This is a genomic window from Wohlfahrtiimonas populi (assembly GCF_002006795.1).
GTDB classification, from domain to species: domain Bacteria; phylum Pseudomonadota; class Gammaproteobacteria; order Cardiobacteriales; family Wohlfahrtiimonadaceae; genus Wohlfahrtiimonas; species Wohlfahrtiimonas populi.
On the sequence record NZ_MVDN01000003.1, the window covers coordinates 144,857 to 163,981 of the forward strand.

The window sequence follows — 19,125 nt, forward strand, 5'->3', positions numbered from 1 at the left end:
CAATCAACTAAACATAGCGAGCTAATCTCGCTATGTTCTGTTTATTTTCAAAGAAATGCATCAATGATTATGGTTCAGCCTGATCATCATTGCGTTCTTTGTTGCCTTGATAACCTAAAAACTGCGTTGCCAATGCATTCAAATCAACATTGCTTAAAGGATTACTTTGCGTTGCATTAGTGCCACCATTTTGTGCTGGTGCTTGAATACGGCTCAATACAGTTTGCAGTGCTGTTTGTAAAATTGGGCTTTGGTTCACAGAGCCTTCAATTGCTTTACCTACGCTAATTGCTTTAGAGAAGCTTTCGAAGAACTTGTCATTGCCGCCCACAATTTCCATCTTCGCATTACTCAATGCAGCGCCTAACACATCTGCTTGTTCGCGAGCGATTTCTTGATTTGCACTGATAGAAGCCATTGCTTGTTCGAAGCCTTTTTCCAATGCTAAACGGAACTCTTCGTGCGCACGTGAATCTTCCGTCATTGTGCCCATAGCATGGAATTTCTCCACCAAACCTTCTGCTTCTGCACGAAGTTTCTCACGAATAATAGATGCTTCCACCAAGCCTTGTTTTTCAACGGCTGTTGCTTTAGCTTCTACAACTTTAGCTTCTGCTAAACCTTTATCTTGAATCGCTTTAGCTTCTGCTGAGCCTTTCTCTTGAATACCTTTAGCTTCTGCAATGCGCATTTCACCTGCAACAAAGGCTTGAACCATACCTTCTTTCTCTTCAGCTTCTGCTTTCGCTAACATGACACGCGCTTCTGCTAAACCGATTGCAGCTTGCTCTGCTTCTGTACCTTCCGCCATACGTTTTTGAGCTTCAGCATCTTTCGTTGCTGCTTCCAAGTTCGCTTGGGCAATCGTGCTGATTTCAACTGCACGATGTTTTGCAGCTGTTTCATCCGCTTCTGCTTGCTTCACTTGCTTCACTAACTCTTCTTCAGCTTTGGCTTGTGCTGCCAAGATTTTCGTTTGTTTCTCACGTTCCGCAGCAGATATTTCACGAACTTCTTTAATGCGCTCTTCTTCAATCGCCACTGTTTTTTCAACAGAAATACGTTCACGAATCACATCAGCAATGATGCGTTTTTCTTCTTCAACTGCTTTATCTTTTTCAATCGTTTGCAATTCGATTTCGCGTTCACGTGCAACCACTTCCAATTCACGCGCACGAGTAACACGTTCTTCTTCGATTGCAACTGCACGCATACGATTTTGCTGTGCAACTTCAACTTCACGCTGGCGATTTTCTTCACGCACTTCAATTTCTTGCTGTGAAATGATGCGAGCTTGTTCTGCTTTTAAGCGCTCTTCTTCTTGAACTTTTAATGTTTCTGCTAATTCACGTGCACGAATCGTTTCAATTTCACGTTTTTGGCGTGCTTCAGCATCTGCTTGTTGGCGTTCTAATTCTAATTTAGCTTCAAATGTTTCAGTATCTTTCTTTTTCAAAGCCAATTCTAAATCACGTTCACGTTTGTTTGTTTCATCTTTATGAACGGCTGTGATTGCTGTGATTTTATTGATACCTTCCGCATCGAAGATATTGTTTGGATCTAAGTGACCAATTGGCGTTTGCTCCAAATAGTCAATTGCAACGTCTTCCAATGCATAACCATTTAAGTCTTTACCGATTACATCCACAATGCGCTCACGGAAGTTTAGACGATCTTCAAACAGTTTTGCTAAATCAAATTGCTTACCAACAGTTTTCAATGCTTCAGAGAATTTTGCACTGAATAATTCACTCACAGCATGGTGATCCGATGCACGATCTACACCAATAGATTTTGCAACTTTCAATACATCTTCTGTGGTTTCATTCACACGAATATAGAATGCAACAGCAATATCAGCACGCAAGTTATCTTTACAGATCAAACCTTCTTTACCACGGCGATCCACCAATAATGTCAATAAAGAGATCTTCATGAACTCTTTCTTATGAATGACTGGTAATACCAATTTACCTGTAAAGAATACTTTTGGTTTGCTCGTCGTATCATTCAGAATCAAAGCTGTGCCTTGCGGAACTTTCACATAGAATGCTTTGATGATTGCAAATAGACCAAAGATAACAACCAGTGAAACACCGATCACCGACAATACTAAAACAACAATTTCTGGCATACGACTTTCCTATCTTATAATTAATCTAAAAATAACTCTCGAACCTTATATTTCTTGTACTGCTAATTTTGATGCTTAAATTTGCCTAAAAATATTTCTTTTTGGGAATCACTTCATAATGATGATTGGCAGAATGATATTTAATAATAATCGCTTCACTACCGCGCGTTAATTGATTATTTTCATTGAGACAACGCACTTGTAGAATCATACCTGCACCACCATCCTCATAAGTCGCTTCACCTTTTTCAGCATTCACAATGCTACTGCGAACAATGACAACTTCGCCTAAGATATCTTTATGTGTCACTGCTTTATTTAATTTGGATAACCATTTGTTAAATGGTCGAAAAAATATGGATGTTGCAACTAAACCAACAACACCGCTCGCCAATACATTGGCTAAACCTACGCCATAATATAAAAGTGCAACATCTTTCATTGGCATCTGTAACATGCGGAAAATGAGATAGCTTGCGAGCCATGCAAATAAAGCAACAAATGTGGCAACCACAGTGAAAGGAATTTCATGTAATTTAAATTTTAATAATATGCCACCCAAAGCATTGAGCGAACCAACATCACCTTCTGGTGAAATATCTAAGCTATCCAATTGAAAAATATCAATGGCGCCAATCAGCCAGAAAATAATGCACAACAATAATAAAGTTGTATAGATCACAACTGGAAATGCAAAAATTGTCTCTAAAAATAGCATCATATTGCCACTTTCCTTCTTTGGTTTTTAACTATTTATACTATTCATAATTCTTTCGGCAACGAAATATAGCACATTATAAAAAATTTTAATTAAATGACCTATTTTATTTGCAATTACCTAATTATTATCAACATCACTACAATGATTATCTCAATCAATCCTCTCTATTAAACAATGTATAAATTGTATAATAAACACTGTTCAAATATCAAATAAAAAATAGCGCCCGAAAGCGCTATTTAGAATTCTGTATAATTAACCCTAAGGTAAATTATTTAACTGCGATAACTTCGATTTCAACAAACCATTCTGGCAAGTACAATGCTTTGATTTCGAATGTTGAACGAGCTGGTGTATTTGGCTGTGCTTCTGTACCAAAATATTGGTTGTAGCCTTTCATGAAACCATCAAAGTCCATTTTGCCAGTTTCTGGTGTTGCTACCAAGAAAGCTTGCATTTTAACAATGTCAGACATTTCCAAACCTTTTGCCTTCAATTGTGCTTCGATACCTTTAAGAACGCTAACAGTTTGTGCTTCTGTATTACCAAAAGTACCATCTTCCTGTTTAGCAGGAACAACACCACTTAAGTAGTAAGTTTTAGCTGTGCTTGGTACTTCAACTACTGTTGAAATTGGAAAGTTACCTGGAGCTGGTGTACGTACGATTTCATCTGCCATAGCGCCACCCATAAGAGTTGATGCACAAATTAATGCTGCTAATGTCTTTTTCATATTAATCCTTAACTAATTGCGTTCTCATGTAAATGATCAGTGATCATATAATTCACATAAATTGCGGTAAATATGATTCATATCAAATCATATTCCGAATGCTACTATACAGTGAATCAGGCATTACGTGTACTATTGATTCGATATTTCATCAAAATCTACAAATTAAATTCAAGCTATCCATTTGATAAAATTATCATTTTTAAAAGTTGTATATTATTGTAAATCTTGTGATGAACCATCGTCACCTGAAGGGAAATCGAGAGATTTCAGTACTTCCAAGCGTTTAATCCCATCTACATTAATCACAAGTCGAACCAATTCCGTCGCAATGTTATGATTATTATTCAAACGAATGCGACGAATCATATAAACATGATAAATTTTCTCGCCCAATACTGGCGTTTCATCTTCTTCTAAAAATGGCAACTCTTCAAAGGCAATATCAATATAACGAAGATAATCAGAAATATTAAATCTCGTAATATCCGCAATTGGAAAGCGCGTTTTCTCAAATAAATTTGGCTGATTATTCAACTGAACTTCTTTCTTGTAAAAAAGAATATCTTCATCACGATCATTATTCGTGAAAAAATCCTCATTGGTTGTTTGATGCACAGCTTTCACATCATCTGGCAATGCGCTGTGGGAAATGAATCGGAATGATTCTTTACAAATCCCGATAGGTTTTTTCACACCTTCTTTATAAATCAAAAGCTTTCGATCAGGCAACCAACGCTGAAACCATAGTTGCATCCTACGTTTACTGATATCTTTAAAGCGATCTCTAAAAATGTAAGCAAGCACCATTGCAATGAATACTTTGATACTGATGTCAGCATATTGCCCACCACGAATATTGAGCATCAAAAATAGCGTAATACTCATAGATATTGCTGCAATCGCAGCATAAATCGTGTGCAATAAAAGCGGTGCACCTTTACGATGATTGATATCTAAAAATAGATAACGATTAATGTATCTACGCAAAGAACTCCAGCGATGCAATACTTTTTCATTGCTCTCACCTGGTTTTGCAATACTTTCAGGATATTTTTCCTCACGATAATTAATCTCTTCTCGCCATGCATTGCTGATCCCTGCACGGCAAGGAATTGCACGCTCTGTGATTAATTTTCGTAAATAAAAAGTCGTCACCCAAGAGATATATTCATCACAATGCTCATAAGCCTTGGACACAATTTTGCCCTCGATTGCTCGGCAAACTGCTTCTAACTCACGATAAGCTTGGATCGTTTTTTCAATATCCACCAACAGCTGCTGAACATTCTCTTCTGTTTTTTGATTGGGTGCTTTTAATAGTGATTTAACAGCCAAACGAATGCTTCGTTTATAAGTTAACGCTGCACGCTTCAATGCGTTTTCATAGCTCTCAATTTCTGGTGTATTCACCAACCAATCTTTTAATTCATTGGATAGTTTTTCCAGCAAACCTTTTTTCTTATAAAAATATTTGAGCTTATGGGTTGCTGGACTTAAACGAACATAATTTTTTAATGATTTTTGGAACTCTTTTGCTGAGTAGGATTGCGGGTTAATTTGCAATGCAACTGGCAAAAAGAAATAGGTTTCTACTTGATACTTAATGTTCTTTGCTTTGGCATGATCAAAAGAGACTCTTTGTTTGATCTCAAACTGACGGTGGCCATGGATTTTCAATGATTCTTTAATCATGTGCACCTCTTTTTACTATTTTACTTTACATCTATCTGAACCTCTTGTTCTGTGACATTATGTAAATTCCCATCAATGTCTTCTTCGACAACGGGCTCAGCTTCTTTTTCATTTTTAATTTCATCACTATTCACAAAAGGATAAGCTTGGCTTTCAATCGTAAAGCGCAAAATACCATACAAACTTTTAATCAAACGGCGACAATAACTTAGATCATTCATCACAGAACTTGTGCTAAATGCATTCACTTCCGCATGGCTACTTGCCAAGAATAGTTCACGGCGGAAAACGCGTTCAAATTGCTTACTTTTTTCTGATAAATCATCAATCTTCACTAAAATTTCTTCACGCTTCACAGGATCAATCAAATCCTCATCTAGCGTGCTATAAATCGTATATAACGAACGCATATTTGTGTACACAAACAGCTTCAAGTCCTGATAGAAATCACGCATAATACTATCATGAACCGTTAAATAGCGATTAAAATTCTTTTGTAAATGGCGACCAGATTTAACAGCATCCACCAATGATAAAGCCACCATTTGGCAGTTTAAAAGGTAATCTTGATAATAATCGGCATCTTCTGAATCCGAAAAATCAATGCGGCTCATATAGATTAAAATGTCGCCATATAAACCTTTAACATAACGCTGATACAAGATATTTGCATCCACAGATGCTTTTGTGTGGCTCTCTAAAAAGCTTTGCTCATCAAAAGTTTCTTTGGTCACATCTTCCAATGGAATATTTAAAGATAAGCACAATACTTCACTGCTTACTTCACCTAAATGCTGAACCTCTTTAAACACCGCACCAACAGCTGCTGGTGGAACAGTTAATGACTGTTCGCGTAAGTATTTAGGCTGAATAGATTTGTCTAATTCAATGGGTTCATAAACTGTTTCGGCTGTTTCAACAACGACTGGTGCTTTAATTTCATTAGGTACAACTTTCTCTAACCAAACAATCAATTTACGCTGTAATTGCCAAAAGATTGAAACACCCAATACATTAAATAACGTGTGGAAAACAGCTAATTGAGTCAAATGATCTAAATCCAACTGTTTACCCAAATACAGTACGATATAAGTCAAAGGTTGTAACAAGATTAATGCCAATGAACCTGTCGTAAAGTTAAAGAGAATATGAGCAATGGCTAACCTTTTCCCTTCTCGACTGCCACCGATGAATCCAATCACAGCTGTTGTGACTGTACTTCCCCAAATTGCGCCCACAGTTAGTATAAAACTATCATCCAATGTGATTTGCTTTAAACCTAACGCCGTCAAAATCAACATAATGGTTGCATGGCTAGATTGTAAAACCATCGTTGCCAAGAACCCAACAGTAAGCAGAATCAAGAATCTTTGAATACCTGATAATTGAAATTTAGTTAAATCAAAGTCTGTTGTGAAATCAGAGAAGCCATTTTTCATGTGAGCAATGGCTAAAAATATAAAGGCAATGCCTAATACAACTCGGCCTAATGCTTTACTTTTATCACCATTGAAAGATGCTAAAACACCCAACACTAAAAGTGGATATGCAAATGGCGCTAAACTTACACTTTGCCCCGCCATCGCCAATAACCAAACACCTGTGCTGGAGCCTAAATAAGCACCCAGCATAATCATAAAACCACCTGCTAAAGTGATCAATGATGAGCTGATGAACGCAATGATTAACAATGAAACGATCGTGGTGGATTGCAATATCATGGTGGATGCAATACCAAAGACTAAACCTTTCCAACGCTTGGATGTACTTTTCGCCAATAACTTTTCAAGTTTACCACCTGCCAATTGTTGTAAACCATCTGTCATACATTGCATGCCAAATAAGAAAAATGCCAAGCCAGAACACAGCTCAATCCAGCTAGGATTGCCTTTAAAAGAGTATAAAAGTATTGCTGCGACTGCTAAAAATAGCGCATTTCGAATTTGATTCTTATCCATACACCACTTATTCAATTAGAATTATTTATTAGAGTATGCCATTGTAACGATGATTGCTTGTTTTTGGTAATTTTCTTTTAAAATAAAACTGTATTAAAAAAGCTTTCCATCCATTGGAAAGCCTTAATGATTAAGCCATTAATAAAATGATATTTTTATGCAATCTCACCATGTTTTTCTTTGTGAGATAACTCCACCATTTTATTATGCTGGTCCACAAAAACCACTTGCTGTTGCAATGTTTTTGCTTCTTCTGGCGTTACTAATGCATAGGCAATTAAAATCACAATATCTCCTGTTTGAGCATATCGTGCAGCAGCACCATTCAAACAAATTACGCCTGAACCTGCTTCGCCACGAATCGTATAAGTTTCTAAGCGTGAACCATTGTTCACATTCACAACTTGAACTTTTTCACCTTCCAATATATTCGCTTGATCTAATAAATCACCATCAATCGTGATGCTACCAACATAATTTAAGTTAGCTTCTGTCACTGTTGCACGGTGGATTTTAGACTTCATCATGGATAAAAACATGAGTTTACTTTTATTCCTTTAATTGTTGTTGAGATTGAGTGGATTTAAGATCCTTTTTGGACCAATATTACGCAAGAATTGCACCAGAGATATTATGCCAAACCGAAAAAATCGCCCCAGGAATTGCGGCTTCTGGGCTAATGTATTTAAACGCAATAGTCACAGCTAAACCTGAGTTTTCAACGCCGACTTCAAAGGTTGTCGCTCTGATCTTATCTTTTTGCGAGAAAATAATTTTTGCTGAAAAATAGCCAAACACTAAGCCAATCAAATTATGGAGCATCACCGCGAATAATGTGAGATAACCGTAATTGAACATCGTGTCCAAATTCACCGCAATGATGATGGAAATCACCTAAGCAATGAGCACTGTAGAAATCAAACCTGAAGCTTGGTTAATAGGATTTTTACCGTGATATTTCAACAATACCCCATTGATAGCAAAGCCAATCAATAATGGTAGGATCAAAATATAGATGATGTGCGTGAAAATACTCAATGCACTCACTTCTATATAACTGCCTGAGAAAATGAAAAACATCAGTGGCGTTAAAATCGGTGCAAGCATCGTATTCACAGTGGATAAAATCACTGAAAGCTCTTTATCACCGTTAGATAACAGTGTGAGAACATTTGAAGCAACACCTGTCGGACAACAGCCCACTAAAGTCAATCCAATCGCTAATTGATCAGGTAAATTCATAAGCTTACTCACCATAAAACCAATCATTGGCATGGATAAATAGCGTAAACCTACAATGAGCAAAATAATCTTTGGTTGCTTCAATGTTTCTTTAATGCGGAATGAATCTAAATTCATGCCCATCATTAACATAATGCCACCAATGATGTAGCTGATTAGCCAACCTTGCCCGTTGAGTAATTTCGGAAACATCACTGCGATCGAAACGCCGATCGCAATCAACAATAACAGCGGTTTATTGTTCATGACAATTTATACTTTCAAATTATCTAATAAACGTGTACTGCCCATTTTTGCAGCCGCTAGAATAATTAAAGGTTCTTTCGTGCTTTCTGCAATGGCAAGTGTTTCACGATTACGAATGGAAATATAATCCACAACCCAATCAGCATCCGTTAATTTTTGAATACAATCTTTTTCTACCCGACGAAGATCACAATCAGCATTTGCTGTAATTGTATCCTTCATAACTTGTAAAGATTGTGATAAATAAATTGCACGTGACTTTTCATCATCTGACAAATAACCATTGCGGCTTGATAATGCCAATCCTGTTTCTGCTCTACAAATTGGCACAGAGATAATTTCAATCGGGAAATTTAATTCAACAACCATTTCACGAATGATATGCAATTGCTGATAATCCTTTTCACCAAAACAAGCAAAGTTTGGTTGAACAATATTGAATAGTTTACTCACAACAGTTGTCACGCCATTGAAATGCCCTGCGCGCGTTGCACCACATAATTCATTTTGAATATCTGATGGCACAACTCGAACAGATTGTGAGCCATTCGGATACATTTCTAACGCCGTAGGTGCAAATACAGCATCAATGCCCAAAGCTGCTAATTTTTCACAGTCAGCATCCAATGTACGAGGATAACTACCAAAATCTTCATTTTCACCAAACTGAATAGGATTAACAAAGATTGAAACAATCACATAATCTGCAACTTCTTTGGCACGTTTTACCAAAGATAAATGTCCTTCATGTAGATTGCCCATCGTTGGTACTAACGCAACCGTTGTCATCTTATTACGTAAAGCGCGTAACTCTGAAATAGTCTGTATCACCTGCATATTCTTCTCCATTATCATCAGTTGACGAATGATTATACGCCTCAAACAAGAGATGTCTGCATCGTTTATGGACAAATGAATATGATCAATTGCTTACATTTAATTTTCAACCAACATTACTTTATTCAGTTAAAATCATCCCATCAATATCCATTTACTACGTTCCTTATGATTCATTTACTACGTTCCTTATGATTCATTACAAAAATCTAATCTCATCCTTACAAGATAGTTTTGTTTTTATTGGCAGCATGCTTATTAGCACTGCCCTTATCTATCCAATCATAGGTATTCAAGGTGGCATTGCATGGTCATCATTTGCAGTTTTATGTACTTATTCGCTCTATAATGCCAAACCTGATCGAAGCAATTTGTTATATGTATCATTTTGGATGCTTATCATTATGAGCAGCACATATATTGGCAGATTTTTACATCTTTCCCCTTGGTTTTATTTGTATTTATTCATCATTGCTTATTGCTATTATTTTTTCTTTGGCCGTGATCCTGTCTTTGATCGTGCCATTCGCTTTATCATCATTCTATCAACCATTGGCACGACCTTACCACACATCACTGAAGGCTTGCCACTGGGTGCTTTCATTGGAACTGTAACCGCACTGATAGTTTGCCATTACATGATGAGAAAACATTACGACTTAGCTGCATTTAAACAAGGAATTTTTACACAAGATTTATTTAAACTAGACACCAATATTATTCCGCGCGCATTCATATATAGCTTAGGTATGTTTATTTGCTTATGGTTGCCACTCTATTTTGGTTTAAATAAAAACTACTGGGCAACCTTAACATTCATTATGGTCATGACACCTAAAGCAGAAAATGTTGTACATAATACACTATTACGCTTTATCGGTAGCTTAGCTGCTGTTGCCTTATTATACTTGTTATTTCAACTACCTAATATTCATCAAGTTATTTTTATTGCTCTATTCTTATTCTCCTTTATATTACCATTATGCTTTGGTAATAATTTTGCGATCGTAACATTTGCAGTGACTTGTTACAGCTTAGTCCTTGTAGAAATTGCAGGTTATTGGCAAAATCCAACTTATTCATTATTGATTGATAGACTGCTAGAAACATTTATTGGTGGATTGATCGCAATTCTTATTAGTATTATTTTGAAATGCATACGTTCTAGCCACCGTCCACATTCATGAACCATTTAATTTCTGTGTAATATTTAGAAACTCTTTTCTGATTTCAGGATTATCAAATGTTGCAATTTCTGGTACTTGCATCGTGGAAAATGCTTGAAAATCACGTTGACTATCCTGCATTAAAGATAAAACATCCAGTGAGACTTTCACGGTTGAATAAGTATTCATGGCAATGGCTTCACGTGATTGTGCTTTTTTCAAAATCGCTTTAGAATTTTTTGCTTGATCTTGTAAATACTTCATATAACGATCGATCGCTTCTAATGCCAATTGGTTCGCTTCAATGTTTTTATCCAAGACCTTGCGCTGTTCTCTATCTGCTGTGGCTTTTAAACGTTTGGCATCTTCCAAGCTCTTTTTCGCTTCTACTTTATAAGTATCCAACTGCACCATATAAATTTTCTCTAATTTATAGATGAAGTTTTCCTGAATTTTCACAACCATGCGATGCAAAATTGTCGCCATACCGTAATAACGTTTCACAGCATCAAAATCTTGTGCATTGGTTTCCATTAGGTGCTGTAACTGTTTCGATACCGCTGTTGCACTATTGAATAACATGATGGCACGAATCGTATCTTCGCCCGTCACCGTTGTATAGAGGAAGTCTAATTGCTCAGGGTCTAATTTGACTCCAGCTTTTGCAAGCTCATCGCTCATGCCACTGCGTAATTCTAATAGGCTTTTTTCTAATTCCACTAAATTCTTTTCATGAGCTTCGATCAATTGGTCAAAATCTGCTCGTGTGGATGCTGTCCATGTTTTTAATGTATCAGTTGGCGTATATTTCATTAAAGTACTGGCTTCTTCAGAGACTGAAAACAAACGTTTTTCACGCAGTTCACGCAAAGTTTTACGCTCTTCACCAATGCGCTTTTCCACTTTAAAATAATTTTGACGCAATCCTACCAATTCAGGCAATTCTAAGCGCTCAATCAAGTCATCCAAATAATCATCAATATCCGCATTGGCAGAAGTTTTATCGCGCCCAAACCATTGACTTTCTGGTAAATCAAATGATTCACCTAAAACACTTTCTGCTTTATCCAAAATGGTTAAACCTTTATGATCCAACTGTGCAACGCTAACTTGCCCAATACAAGCCGATAAAAACAGTGCAATCACCGAATATTGGAATCCATTTTGCTTCATTTTAAATACACCAAACTTTATAATTCTGAGGTTAACATTATACAGCTAAAATACTTTTATCAAATTATCATGAAAATTTAGTAAAATAGATGACGATATCACTATGAGCACACAAAATTAGCTATGAAAATTCAAGCAGGTCGTACAAGAAAGATTTTCTATCACAGTAATCTTTTATTCAGCATTCGCATCATCATTGCCTTGCTTGGCACCACTTTAATCCCTGCGCTAATGGGAGAAACACGCACCATTATCCCTTTAACATTGGGGGTAATTGCAGCTGCCATTTCGGACATTGATGCTAGCCCAAAACAGCGTTTGATCAACCTTTCATTATTGTTAGTTTGTTTTGCCATTGCTGCATTTTCTGTGGAATTGCTCTTCCCTTATCCAATCTTATTTTTAATTGGGTTAATTTTATCAGGCTTCTCATTCACCATCATTGGTGCATTGGGGCAAAAGTTCTCTGTGATTTCTTTAGGAACATTGTTGATGGCAACATACACAATGCTAGGTGTTGGCTTATTTAAAGAGCAATATGTATTGTCATCTTTATTAGTATTGGGAGCTTTGTGGTACGGCATCATTGCTTGGATTGAGTCTATAGTACAGCCAATTCGCACAACGCATGAATACCTCAATCATTCTTTCAAAACATTGGGCAAGTTCTTGCATGCTAAATCCCACATGTTTGATCCAGATGAAACAGATAATTTTGAAATCCAAACTGCAGAATTAACAGCCATTAATCAATCCCTGATTAAATCCATGAATGAAAGTAAGCGCTCTTTATTCAACCGTTTGCGTGGTGATCAAGGGCATAAGCGCGTTCGCATTATGTTGAACTATTACTTTGTGGCGCAGGATATTCATGAGCGCGCGACTTCTTCTCACATTAGCTATCAAAAGCTAAGCAACCAACTGAAAAATAGTGATATTCTCTTCAGAATTTCGAGAATTTTAGCCTTACAAGGCAAAGCTTGCGCTCAAATTGCAGACAGCATTAAATATCGCCAACCTTATAATCACAGCCCTTTATTTGAGAAATATTTCAAATTATTGGAAGAATCTATACAAAATGCAGAAATTTCATCATCTTTGCGTTTAACTTTACAAAACATCATGAAAAACTTATCAGAAATTGATAAGCAGTTCCGCCAAATAAATCAAGTGAACTATATTTCACAAGATGCCATTGATAATAATATTGTGGAAGATGAGGTTTCAAGCTTTAAAGATGCTTATGATCGCATTAAAAAGCATTTAACCTTGAAGTCTGCACTATTTAGACATTCTGTGCGCATCAGTTTAGTATTTGCGATTGGCTACATCATTATCTTATTAACGCATCTGCCTCATGGTTATTGGATATTAATGACAGGTTTAGTCATTTGCCAACCGAACTATTCAACCACACAAAAGCGTGTATTAATCCGATTTGCTGGAACGATTTTAGGAATTTTCTTAGGCGTATTTTTCGTTTACTTGTTCAATACTTTGCCAACCCAAATCTTCGCCATCATCACAAGTGCTTGGTTATACTTCATCTTTAAAAACTCTCGCCAAGCTTCTGCCACTGTATTCATTACATTATTAGTATTCTTCAGCTTTAGCTTAACAGGCGAAAGCTCTTGGGATGTTGCTTGGTCACGAATCATCGCAACCATCATTGGTTCGGTTGGTGCATTATTGGCAGTATTTTTATTATGGCCAGATTGGAAATATCGCACATTACCAAGTTTAGTGGAAACAGCAAATCATGATAATGCCAACTATCTGAAACAAACCCATCGCCAATATCAAGAAACTCGCATTGATAATGTAGATTATCGCTATGCGCGCCGTGAAGCCTACGATAACTCAGCAGATTTATCTGAGCTGATCAGCATTATGTCCAATGAGCCTAAAGTTGACCATGATTTGATCGATAAAGCCTTTAGATTTTTAACACTGAATCATACATTCATTAGTTACATTGCAACTTTGGGTGTACATCGTGCATCTAAACTTTCTCCTGAAATCCAAGTGATTTTCAATAATATCGAACGTTTTATTTATGATGCACTTTATAATAACAATATCGATGTAGAACAATCCCAAGCATTTTGTGATGCACTGCAAGAAATGCTTGATACTTTCAATGATTACGATTACACCAACATTGATTATCAAGTCATTTTACAATTGCAACTGATGCTACAAATTTTGCCTGAGATTATTGAAACATCACAAGCCATCAGAACTAAAATCTAAGTTATTTACTCAAACTTATTTTAATGTGTGACAACATCTTTTGGTATTGTTGCATTTAAAAATTGCTGTTTGTATTTCATAAATAAGAAAAGTGCCAATAACAGTGCAACAATACTAATGCCTGCACCCACAAAACCAACAGATTCCAAGTTAATTTTAGTGATTACAATATTGCCAATCAATGCGCCACCGCCAATGCCAATATTAAAAATCCCAGAGAAAATGGACATGGAAACATCCGTTGCATCAGATGCTAAATCCAACACTTTCACTTGCAGAGCTAACATCACACACATACTTGCAATTCCCCAGAAAAATGAAAGAACAAATAACGCGATGGCAGATGATGCAATGGGCAATAATAAAATCGTACAAATTGTTAATAGCACAATGAATAACGGTAGAAAGGTTAAAGGATTACGACCATTGTATTTGCTAAATAAAATGCTTCCCACAATGCCTGCACCACCAAATACTAGTAATAATAACGTTGTGTAATTGGAAGAAACTTTAGCAATTTGTTCTGCGAATGGCTCAATGTAACTGTAAGCAGTGAAATGTGCTGTGACACAAATTGCAGTTAAAACAAAAATTCCCACCAAAGCAGGTCTTTTAAAGATAATAGGCAAACTCTTTAATGAGCCTGCGTTTTGGCTAGGTAATTTTGGTAATACTCGCATTAATATTATTAATGTCACCAATGCCAATCCCCCAATGCAGAGGAAAGTAAAGCGCCAACCAATGGCTTGCCCAATCAATCGCCCAATTGGAATCCCTAAAACTGTTGCTAAAGCTGTGCCTGTCGCAATAATGCCCAACGCTTGTGACTTACGACCAACAGGTGCAATTCGCACTGCTAACGCTGCTGTGATTGACCAGAAAATTGCATGGGCAATTGCGATGCCAATCCGCCCGATGATTAATGTCGTGAATGAATTCGCAAAGAAACAGATGATATGGCTAATGATGAAAATGACAAATATAAATAGCAATAAGCGCTTACACTCTACATTACCAACCATCAGCAAAAGCGGCAAAGATGCCAAAGCCACAACCCAAGCATAAATCGTAATCATAATGCCTGCTTTTGCGGCGGACATGCCAAAATCACGGCCAATATCCGTCAATAATGCAATGGGAATAAATTCTGTGGTGTTGAATACAAATGCTGCAAATGCAAGACTCATCACGCCCAACCAAGCTATATTAACATGGTGACTTTTCTGTACTTGCTTCACGCTCTATCCTTTTATTTTAAAATTTAAGCCATATATTTTAGTCCAATAAAAAATCCCCTGAATAATTATTTCAGAGGATTTTAATAACAAATTTCAATGCCTAGAATTTAAGGGTTATTTCTCGCCACTCAATGTCACTAAGATTTTTGATTGAGTTTTATCTGACACCAACGTTTTAAAGCCTTCTTCTACAATATCTTTAAACTCAATTTTTTTAGTGATAATTGAAGTCACATCCAATTGACCAGATGCCATTAAATCAATTGTTTCTTGGAAACTGGATGGTGAATAAGCAATGGAAGATGTCACTTTCACACCAGTATTGATCAACTGCATTGGGTGCCATGTGATTGGATTTGCAAAGATCGAAATGATCACCATTGTGCCACGTGGTTTTGTTGCATAGATGGATTGCTCCACTGTTTTTTGTACGCCAGCCACTTCAAAAGCAACATCCACACCGCGAGGAACAATTTTGCGAATCGCTTCCACAGCATCTTCTTTACCTGAATTGATGATGTGTGTTGCACCAATTTCTTTCGCCATTGCTAAACGTGAATCAGATAAATCTAGAGCAATAATTTTAGTTGCACCACCTGCTTTGGCAGCTGCAATTGTCACTAAGCCAATTGGGCCTGCACCAAATACTGCAACTGTATCACCAAAGCACAAACCACCTTCTTTCACAGCCTGAACCGCAACTGCTGTTGGCTCGATCAATGCTGCTGTCTCTAAAGATAGATTATCAGGCAAATGATAAACCGCTGATTCTGGTACATTCACAAAATCAGCAAAACCACCATCACAATGCAAGCCAATGAAGCTAAAGCCATCATAAATATCATCATATTCACTGCGCTTGCCGTGTGTGATTGTAGGGTTTACAGAAACACGATCACCCACTTTATATTTTGAGACATTTTTACCAACAGCTTCCACAACGCCAGAAAACTCATGCCCCATCGTTAATGGTGCAATTCCACCTGTTAATAAATCATTGGCTTTTGTTGGAATGAATACAGGGCCTTCTTCAAATTCATGCAAATCACTGCCACAAATCCCAGCCCAAGCTACACGAATTGTAACTTCATTATCTTTTAAAGATTTCAATTCACGATCTTCAATACGAATGTCTTCACGGCCATGCCAAACAGCTGCTTTCATCATTATTCTCCTGTTGGATAAAAAATTTAAATCATAGTTCTACAATAGCAGATATGCATGTAAAGGAAGGTTAATGAGAATAGTTATTATTGATATTTGTCAGGTTATAAAATATTAATCTTATGAATCTAACAATAATTGATTATATTTTTCTGGTAACAATGCATACTCCCCCCCATTTTGACTGATTAATAGCAAGGCCTATTCCACTCTTAATAATTGCTCCCCAAAAAATAACTATTCTCCCTAATGAATTATCATCAATACCATATTCTTTCTGATTTATTTTAGTATCTTTCAAATTAAAGTCTGCAATTGAAGAATGGCAGAATAATTCTGTCATTCTAATATTATGATCTTTTTTCTGACCTTTCACTTCCAAGCTTTTTATAACTCCTCAATATAACTGAGGAGTATCATTTTCCTTAGTGACATCTCGAATATCATGAATTAGATCGCATAACATTGTAGGCTGATTTGAGGAGAGCATAAAATAGTATTTATAATAATTTTTTGAGAAATTCCGACAAATCCCTCTAACCGTTGTTATTTGAGATGGTAATTCAAAAGTTTCTCCTTTATACCGAGAAATTGGTACTGATGATAAAGGACCATCAATATCTTCTATGTCAGGATGATATTCATTATTTTCACTCTCATTTCTATTTCTCTCTGAGGCGTGAAGAAATCCATGAATAATAACCAAATCACCTTGATCTATTGCTTGCTTAGCTTCCTCTTCATTGGCATATTTTTGTCCTGTACTGCTCAATGAGCTCAATGGACACTTAATATCACCATATGTAGGCAAATGTCTAAAAGTTGCTTGCCTACCATTACTAGTAACATCTTTAATAAGAGGATTGCGCGTTATTGGTGTATAACACAAAGGACAAAAAATAAAGTCTTTCATATCTAATTCAAATTCACTAGGTAATATTACTTGCCCTAACGATTTTAAAATCGAAATATTTTCTAGATCATATTCCCAATCTTTTAAGTATAAAGCAGTTTTAGTGTTCTTCATTATTATTCTCAAATTATAATAATCTAAATATATAAAAATTAAAAAGCCATTCTCTCGAATGGCTTCTGTTTCCTAAATGATTATTGGATAATATTAAATATTACCTACCATTTTTGTTGGGATCACCCATTCATCAAATTCTGCTTCTGTTAAGTAGCCTAATTCCAATGCAGATGCTTTCAATGTTAGGTTTTTCTGATAAGCATTTTTAGCAATTTTCGCTGCTTTATCGTAGCCAATGTATGGGTTCAATGCTGTCACCAACATTAATGAGTTATTCAACAGATCTTCAATGCGCTCTAAGTTTGGCTCAATACCAATAGCACAGTGCTCATTGAAGCTATTCATACCATCCGCCAATAAACGTACAGATTGTAAGAAGTTATCAATGATCATTGGGCGGAATACGTTCAATTCGAAGTTACCATTCATACCACCGATGTTCACAGCAACATCATTGCCCATCACTTGCGCACAAGCCATTGTCAATGCTTCACTTTGTGTTGGGTTCACTTTACCTGGCATGATTGAGCTACCTGGTTCATTTTCAGGAATGCGAATTTCACCAATGCCACAACGTGGGCCAGAAGCTAACCAACGAACATCGTTAGCAATCTTCATCAATGATGCTGCTAAACCTTTCAATGTGCCATGTGTATAAACTAAAGCATCTGTCGTGCCTAATGCTTCAAATTTATTTGGCGATGTAATAAAATCTTGCTTCGTGAATTCAGCAATCACACGTGCAACATTTTCAGAATATTTTGGCGGCGTATTTAAGCCTGTACCAACTGCTGTACCACCCAATGCTAATTCAGATAAATGAGGCAATGAACCTTTAATATGGCGATGAGCATTTTTAAGCATCTCAACCCAACCAGAGATTTCTTGACCCAATGTTAATGGTGTTGCATCTTGCAAATGCGTACGGCCAATTTTAACGATCATTTTGAAATCATTGGATTTTTTATCCAACACTTTTGTCAAAGATTCCAATGCTGGTAATAAATGTGTTTGAATCGCAACCACAGCAGAAATATGCATCGCCGTTGGGAATGTATCATTAGAGCTTTGTGATTTATTCACATCATCATTAGGGTGAATCAAGCGTGCTTCACCACGTTCGCCGCCCAATAGTTCACTTGCGCGGTTTGCGATCACTTCATTCAAGTTCATGTTGGTTTGTGTGCCAGAACCAGTTTGCCAAATTGCCAATGGGAATTCTGTCGCGTGTTTACCTTCAATGATTTCATCACAAGCTTCCAAGATTACTTTTGTTTTCTTTTCATCTAATAAACCAGCTTCATTATTCACAATCGCCGCTGAGCGCTTAACAATTGCCATAGCTGTGATTAAATCTTTCGGCATTTTCTCTGTAGAGATTTTAAAGTTCTCTAAAGATCGCTGAGTTTGTGCACCCCAAAGTTTCTCCGCAGGTACTTTAACATCACCCATTGTATCTTTCTCAATGCGAAACTCGTTTGACATCATATCCTCCATGATTTAATTGATGTAATGTAAATGTAGCTCATCAGGGA

17 protein-coding genes are annotated in these 19,125 nt (G+C 36.6%); 2 read left to right on the forward strand and 15 right to left on the reverse strand.

Annotation, left to right across the window (positions count from 1 at the left end):
• Positions 1-67: 67 nt before the first annotated feature.
• From BZK16_RS05075 to panC, 9 genes are all read right to left on the reverse strand, one after another.
• Positions 68-2,134 (reverse strand): hypothetical protein, encoded by a 2,067-nt coding sequence (locus BZK16_RS05075; RefSeq protein ID WP_077927818.1) that lies wholly within the window; start codon positions 2,132-2,134, stop codon positions 68-70.
• Between the two features lie 85 nt (positions 2,135-2,219).
• On the reverse strand, positions 2,220-2,855 hold the full coding sequence (locus BZK16_RS05080; RefSeq protein WP_077927819.1) for a hypothetical protein: 636 nt from the start codon (positions 2,853-2,855) through the stop codon (positions 2,220-2,222).
• Between the two features lie 271 nt (positions 2,856-3,126).
• Positions 3,127-3,588 carry a RidA family protein gene (locus BZK16_RS05085; protein ID WP_077927820.1) on the reverse strand — a complete coding sequence of 154 codons (462 nt, stop codon included), beginning with the start codon at positions 3,586-3,588 and terminating at the stop codon, positions 3,127-3,129.
• Between the two features lie 216 nt (positions 3,589-3,804).
• Positions 3,805-5,283, reverse strand: a complete 1,479-nt coding sequence (locus tag BZK16_RS05090) for a hypothetical protein (protein WP_077927821.1) — start codon at positions 5,281-5,283, stop codon at positions 3,805-3,807.
• A 20-nt stretch (positions 5,284-5,303) separates the two neighbouring features.
• Positions 5,304-7,241 (reverse strand): Na/Pi cotransporter family protein, encoded by a 1,938-nt coding sequence (locus BZK16_RS05095; protein ID WP_077927822.1) that lies wholly within the window; start codon positions 7,239-7,241, stop codon positions 5,304-5,306.
• Positions 7,242-7,396: 155 nt separating this feature from the next.
• Positions 7,397-7,780 (reverse strand): aspartate 1-decarboxylase, encoded by a 384-nt coding sequence (gene panD, locus BZK16_RS05100; protein WP_077927823.1) that lies wholly within the window; start codon positions 7,778-7,780, stop codon positions 7,397-7,399.
• A 67-nt stretch (positions 7,781-7,847) separates the two neighbouring features.
• On the reverse strand, positions 7,848-8,108 hold the full coding sequence (locus BZK16_RS05105) for a hypothetical protein (RefSeq protein ID WP_158076811.1): 261 nt from the start codon (positions 8,106-8,108) through the stop codon (positions 7,848-7,850).
• Positions 8,109-8,135: 27 nt separating this feature from the next.
• On the reverse strand, positions 8,136-8,729 hold the full coding sequence (locus tag BZK16_RS05110) for a bile acid:sodium symporter family protein (protein ID WP_077927825.1): 594 nt from the start codon (positions 8,727-8,729) through the stop codon (positions 8,136-8,138).
• Between the two features lie 6 nt (positions 8,730-8,735).
• A complete protein-coding gene (gene panC / locus BZK16_RS05115) occupies positions 8,736-9,566 on the reverse strand; it encodes a pantoate--beta-alanine ligase (protein WP_077927826.1) in 831 nt (276 codons plus the stop codon).
• Between the two features lie 404 nt (positions 9,567-9,970).
• Between panC and BZK16_RS05120 the strand changes: the two genes are divergently transcribed.
• Positions 9,971-10,753: an FUSC family protein gene (locus tag BZK16_RS05120; RefSeq protein WP_233145202.1), complete on the forward strand. Its 783-nt coding sequence runs from the start codon at positions 9,971-9,973 to the stop codon at positions 10,751-10,753.
• Here BZK16_RS05120 and BZK16_RS05125 read toward each other — a convergent pair.
• Positions 10,748-11,905 carry a hypothetical protein gene (locus tag BZK16_RS05125; RefSeq protein WP_077927828.1) on the reverse strand — a complete coding sequence of 386 codons (1,158 nt, stop codon included), beginning with the start codon at positions 11,903-11,905 and terminating at the stop codon, positions 10,748-10,750. The genes BZK16_RS05120 and BZK16_RS05125 overlap by 6 nt on opposite strands.
• Before the next feature lie 123 nt (positions 11,906-12,028).
• On the opposite strand from BZK16_RS05125, the gene yccS reads away from it, so the two are divergent.
• Positions 12,029-14,158: a YccS family putative transporter gene (gene yccS / locus BZK16_RS05130; RefSeq protein WP_077927829.1), complete on the forward strand. Its 2,130-nt coding sequence runs from the start codon at positions 12,029-12,031 to the stop codon at positions 14,156-14,158.
• Positions 14,159-14,178: 20 nt separating this feature from the next.
• Here the strand turns inward: yccS and BZK16_RS05135 are convergent, their stop codons facing one another.
• From BZK16_RS05135 to fumC, 5 genes are all read right to left on the reverse strand, one after another.
• Positions 14,179-15,396 (reverse strand): sugar transporter, encoded by a 1,218-nt coding sequence (locus BZK16_RS05135; RefSeq protein ID WP_077927830.1) that lies wholly within the window; start codon positions 15,394-15,396, stop codon positions 14,179-14,181.
• Between the two features lie 114 nt (positions 15,397-15,510).
• On the reverse strand, positions 15,511-16,560 hold the full coding sequence (locus BZK16_RS05140) for a 2,3-butanediol dehydrogenase (RefSeq protein ID WP_077927946.1): 1,050 nt from the start codon (positions 16,558-16,560) through the stop codon (positions 15,511-15,513).
• A gap of 142 nt (positions 16,561-16,702) precedes the next feature.
• The gene (locus BZK16_RS05145) at positions 16,703-16,942 is read right to left on the reverse strand and encodes a hypothetical protein (RefSeq protein ID WP_077927831.1); all 240 of its coding nucleotides are present in this window, start codon (positions 16,940-16,942) and stop codon (positions 16,703-16,705) included.
• 15 nt (positions 16,943-16,957) lie between these two features.
• Complete coding sequence (locus tag BZK16_RS05150) at positions 16,958-17,587, reverse strand: hypothetical protein (protein WP_077927832.1); 630 nt, start codon at positions 17,585-17,587, stop codon at positions 16,958-16,960.
• Between the two features lie 93 nt (positions 17,588-17,680).
• Complete coding sequence (gene fumC / locus BZK16_RS05155) at positions 17,681-19,075, reverse strand: class II fumarate hydratase (RefSeq protein ID WP_198932434.1); 1,395 nt, start codon at positions 19,073-19,075, stop codon at positions 17,681-17,683.
• Positions 19,076-19,125: the final 50 nt, after the last annotated feature.

Bases quoted from the DNA above. Each gene is read 5' to 3' on its own strand.
- BZK16_RS05075 (WP_077927818.1), bottom strand. From the start codon at position 2,134: ATGCCAGAAATTGTTGTTTTAGTATTGTCGGTGATCGGTGTTTCACTG.
- BZK16_RS05080 (WP_077927819.1), bottom strand. From the start codon at position 2,855: ATGATGCTATTTTTAGAGACAATTTTTGCATTTCCAGTTGTGATCTAT.
- BZK16_RS05085 (WP_077927820.1), bottom strand. From the start codon at position 3,588: ATGAAAAAGACATTAGCAGCATTAATTTGTGCATCAACTCTTATGGGT.
- BZK16_RS05090 (WP_077927821.1), bottom strand. From the start codon at position 5,283: ATGATTAAAGAATCATTGAAAATCCATGGCCACCGTCAGTTTGAGATC.
- BZK16_RS05095 (WP_077927822.1), bottom strand. From the start codon at position 7,241: ATGGATAAGAATCAAATTCGAAATGCGCTATTTTTAGCAGTCGCAGCA.
- panD (WP_077927823.1), bottom strand. From the start codon at position 7,780: ATGTTTTTATCCATGATGAAGTCTAAAATCCACCGTGCAACAGTGACA.
- BZK16_RS05110 (WP_077927825.1), bottom strand. From the start codon at position 8,729: ATGAACAATAAACCGCTGTTATTGTTGATTGCGATCGGCGTTTCGATC.
- panC (WP_077927826.1), bottom strand. From the start codon at position 9,566: ATGCAGGTGATACAGACTATTTCAGAGTTACGCGCTTTACGTAATAAG.
- BZK16_RS05120 (WP_233145202.1), top strand. From the start codon at position 9,971: ATGAGCAGCACATATATTGGCAGATTTTTACATCTTTCCCCTTGGTTT.
- BZK16_RS05125 (WP_077927828.1), bottom strand. From the start codon at position 11,905: ATGAAGCAAAATGGATTCCAATATTCGGTGATTGCACTGTTTTTATCG.
- yccS (WP_077927829.1), top strand. From the start codon at position 12,029: ATGAAAATTCAAGCAGGTCGTACAAGAAAGATTTTCTATCACAGTAAT.
- BZK16_RS05140 (WP_077927946.1), bottom strand. From the start codon at position 16,560: ATGAAAGCAGCTGTTTGGCATGGCCGTGAAGACATTCGTATTGAAGAT.
- BZK16_RS05150 (WP_077927832.1), bottom strand. From the start codon at position 17,587: ATGAAGAACACTAAAACTGCTTTATACTTAAAAGATTGGGAATATGAT.
- fumC (WP_198932434.1), bottom strand. From the start codon at position 19,075: ATGTCAAACGAGTTTCGCATTGAGAAAGATACAATGGGTGATGTTAAA.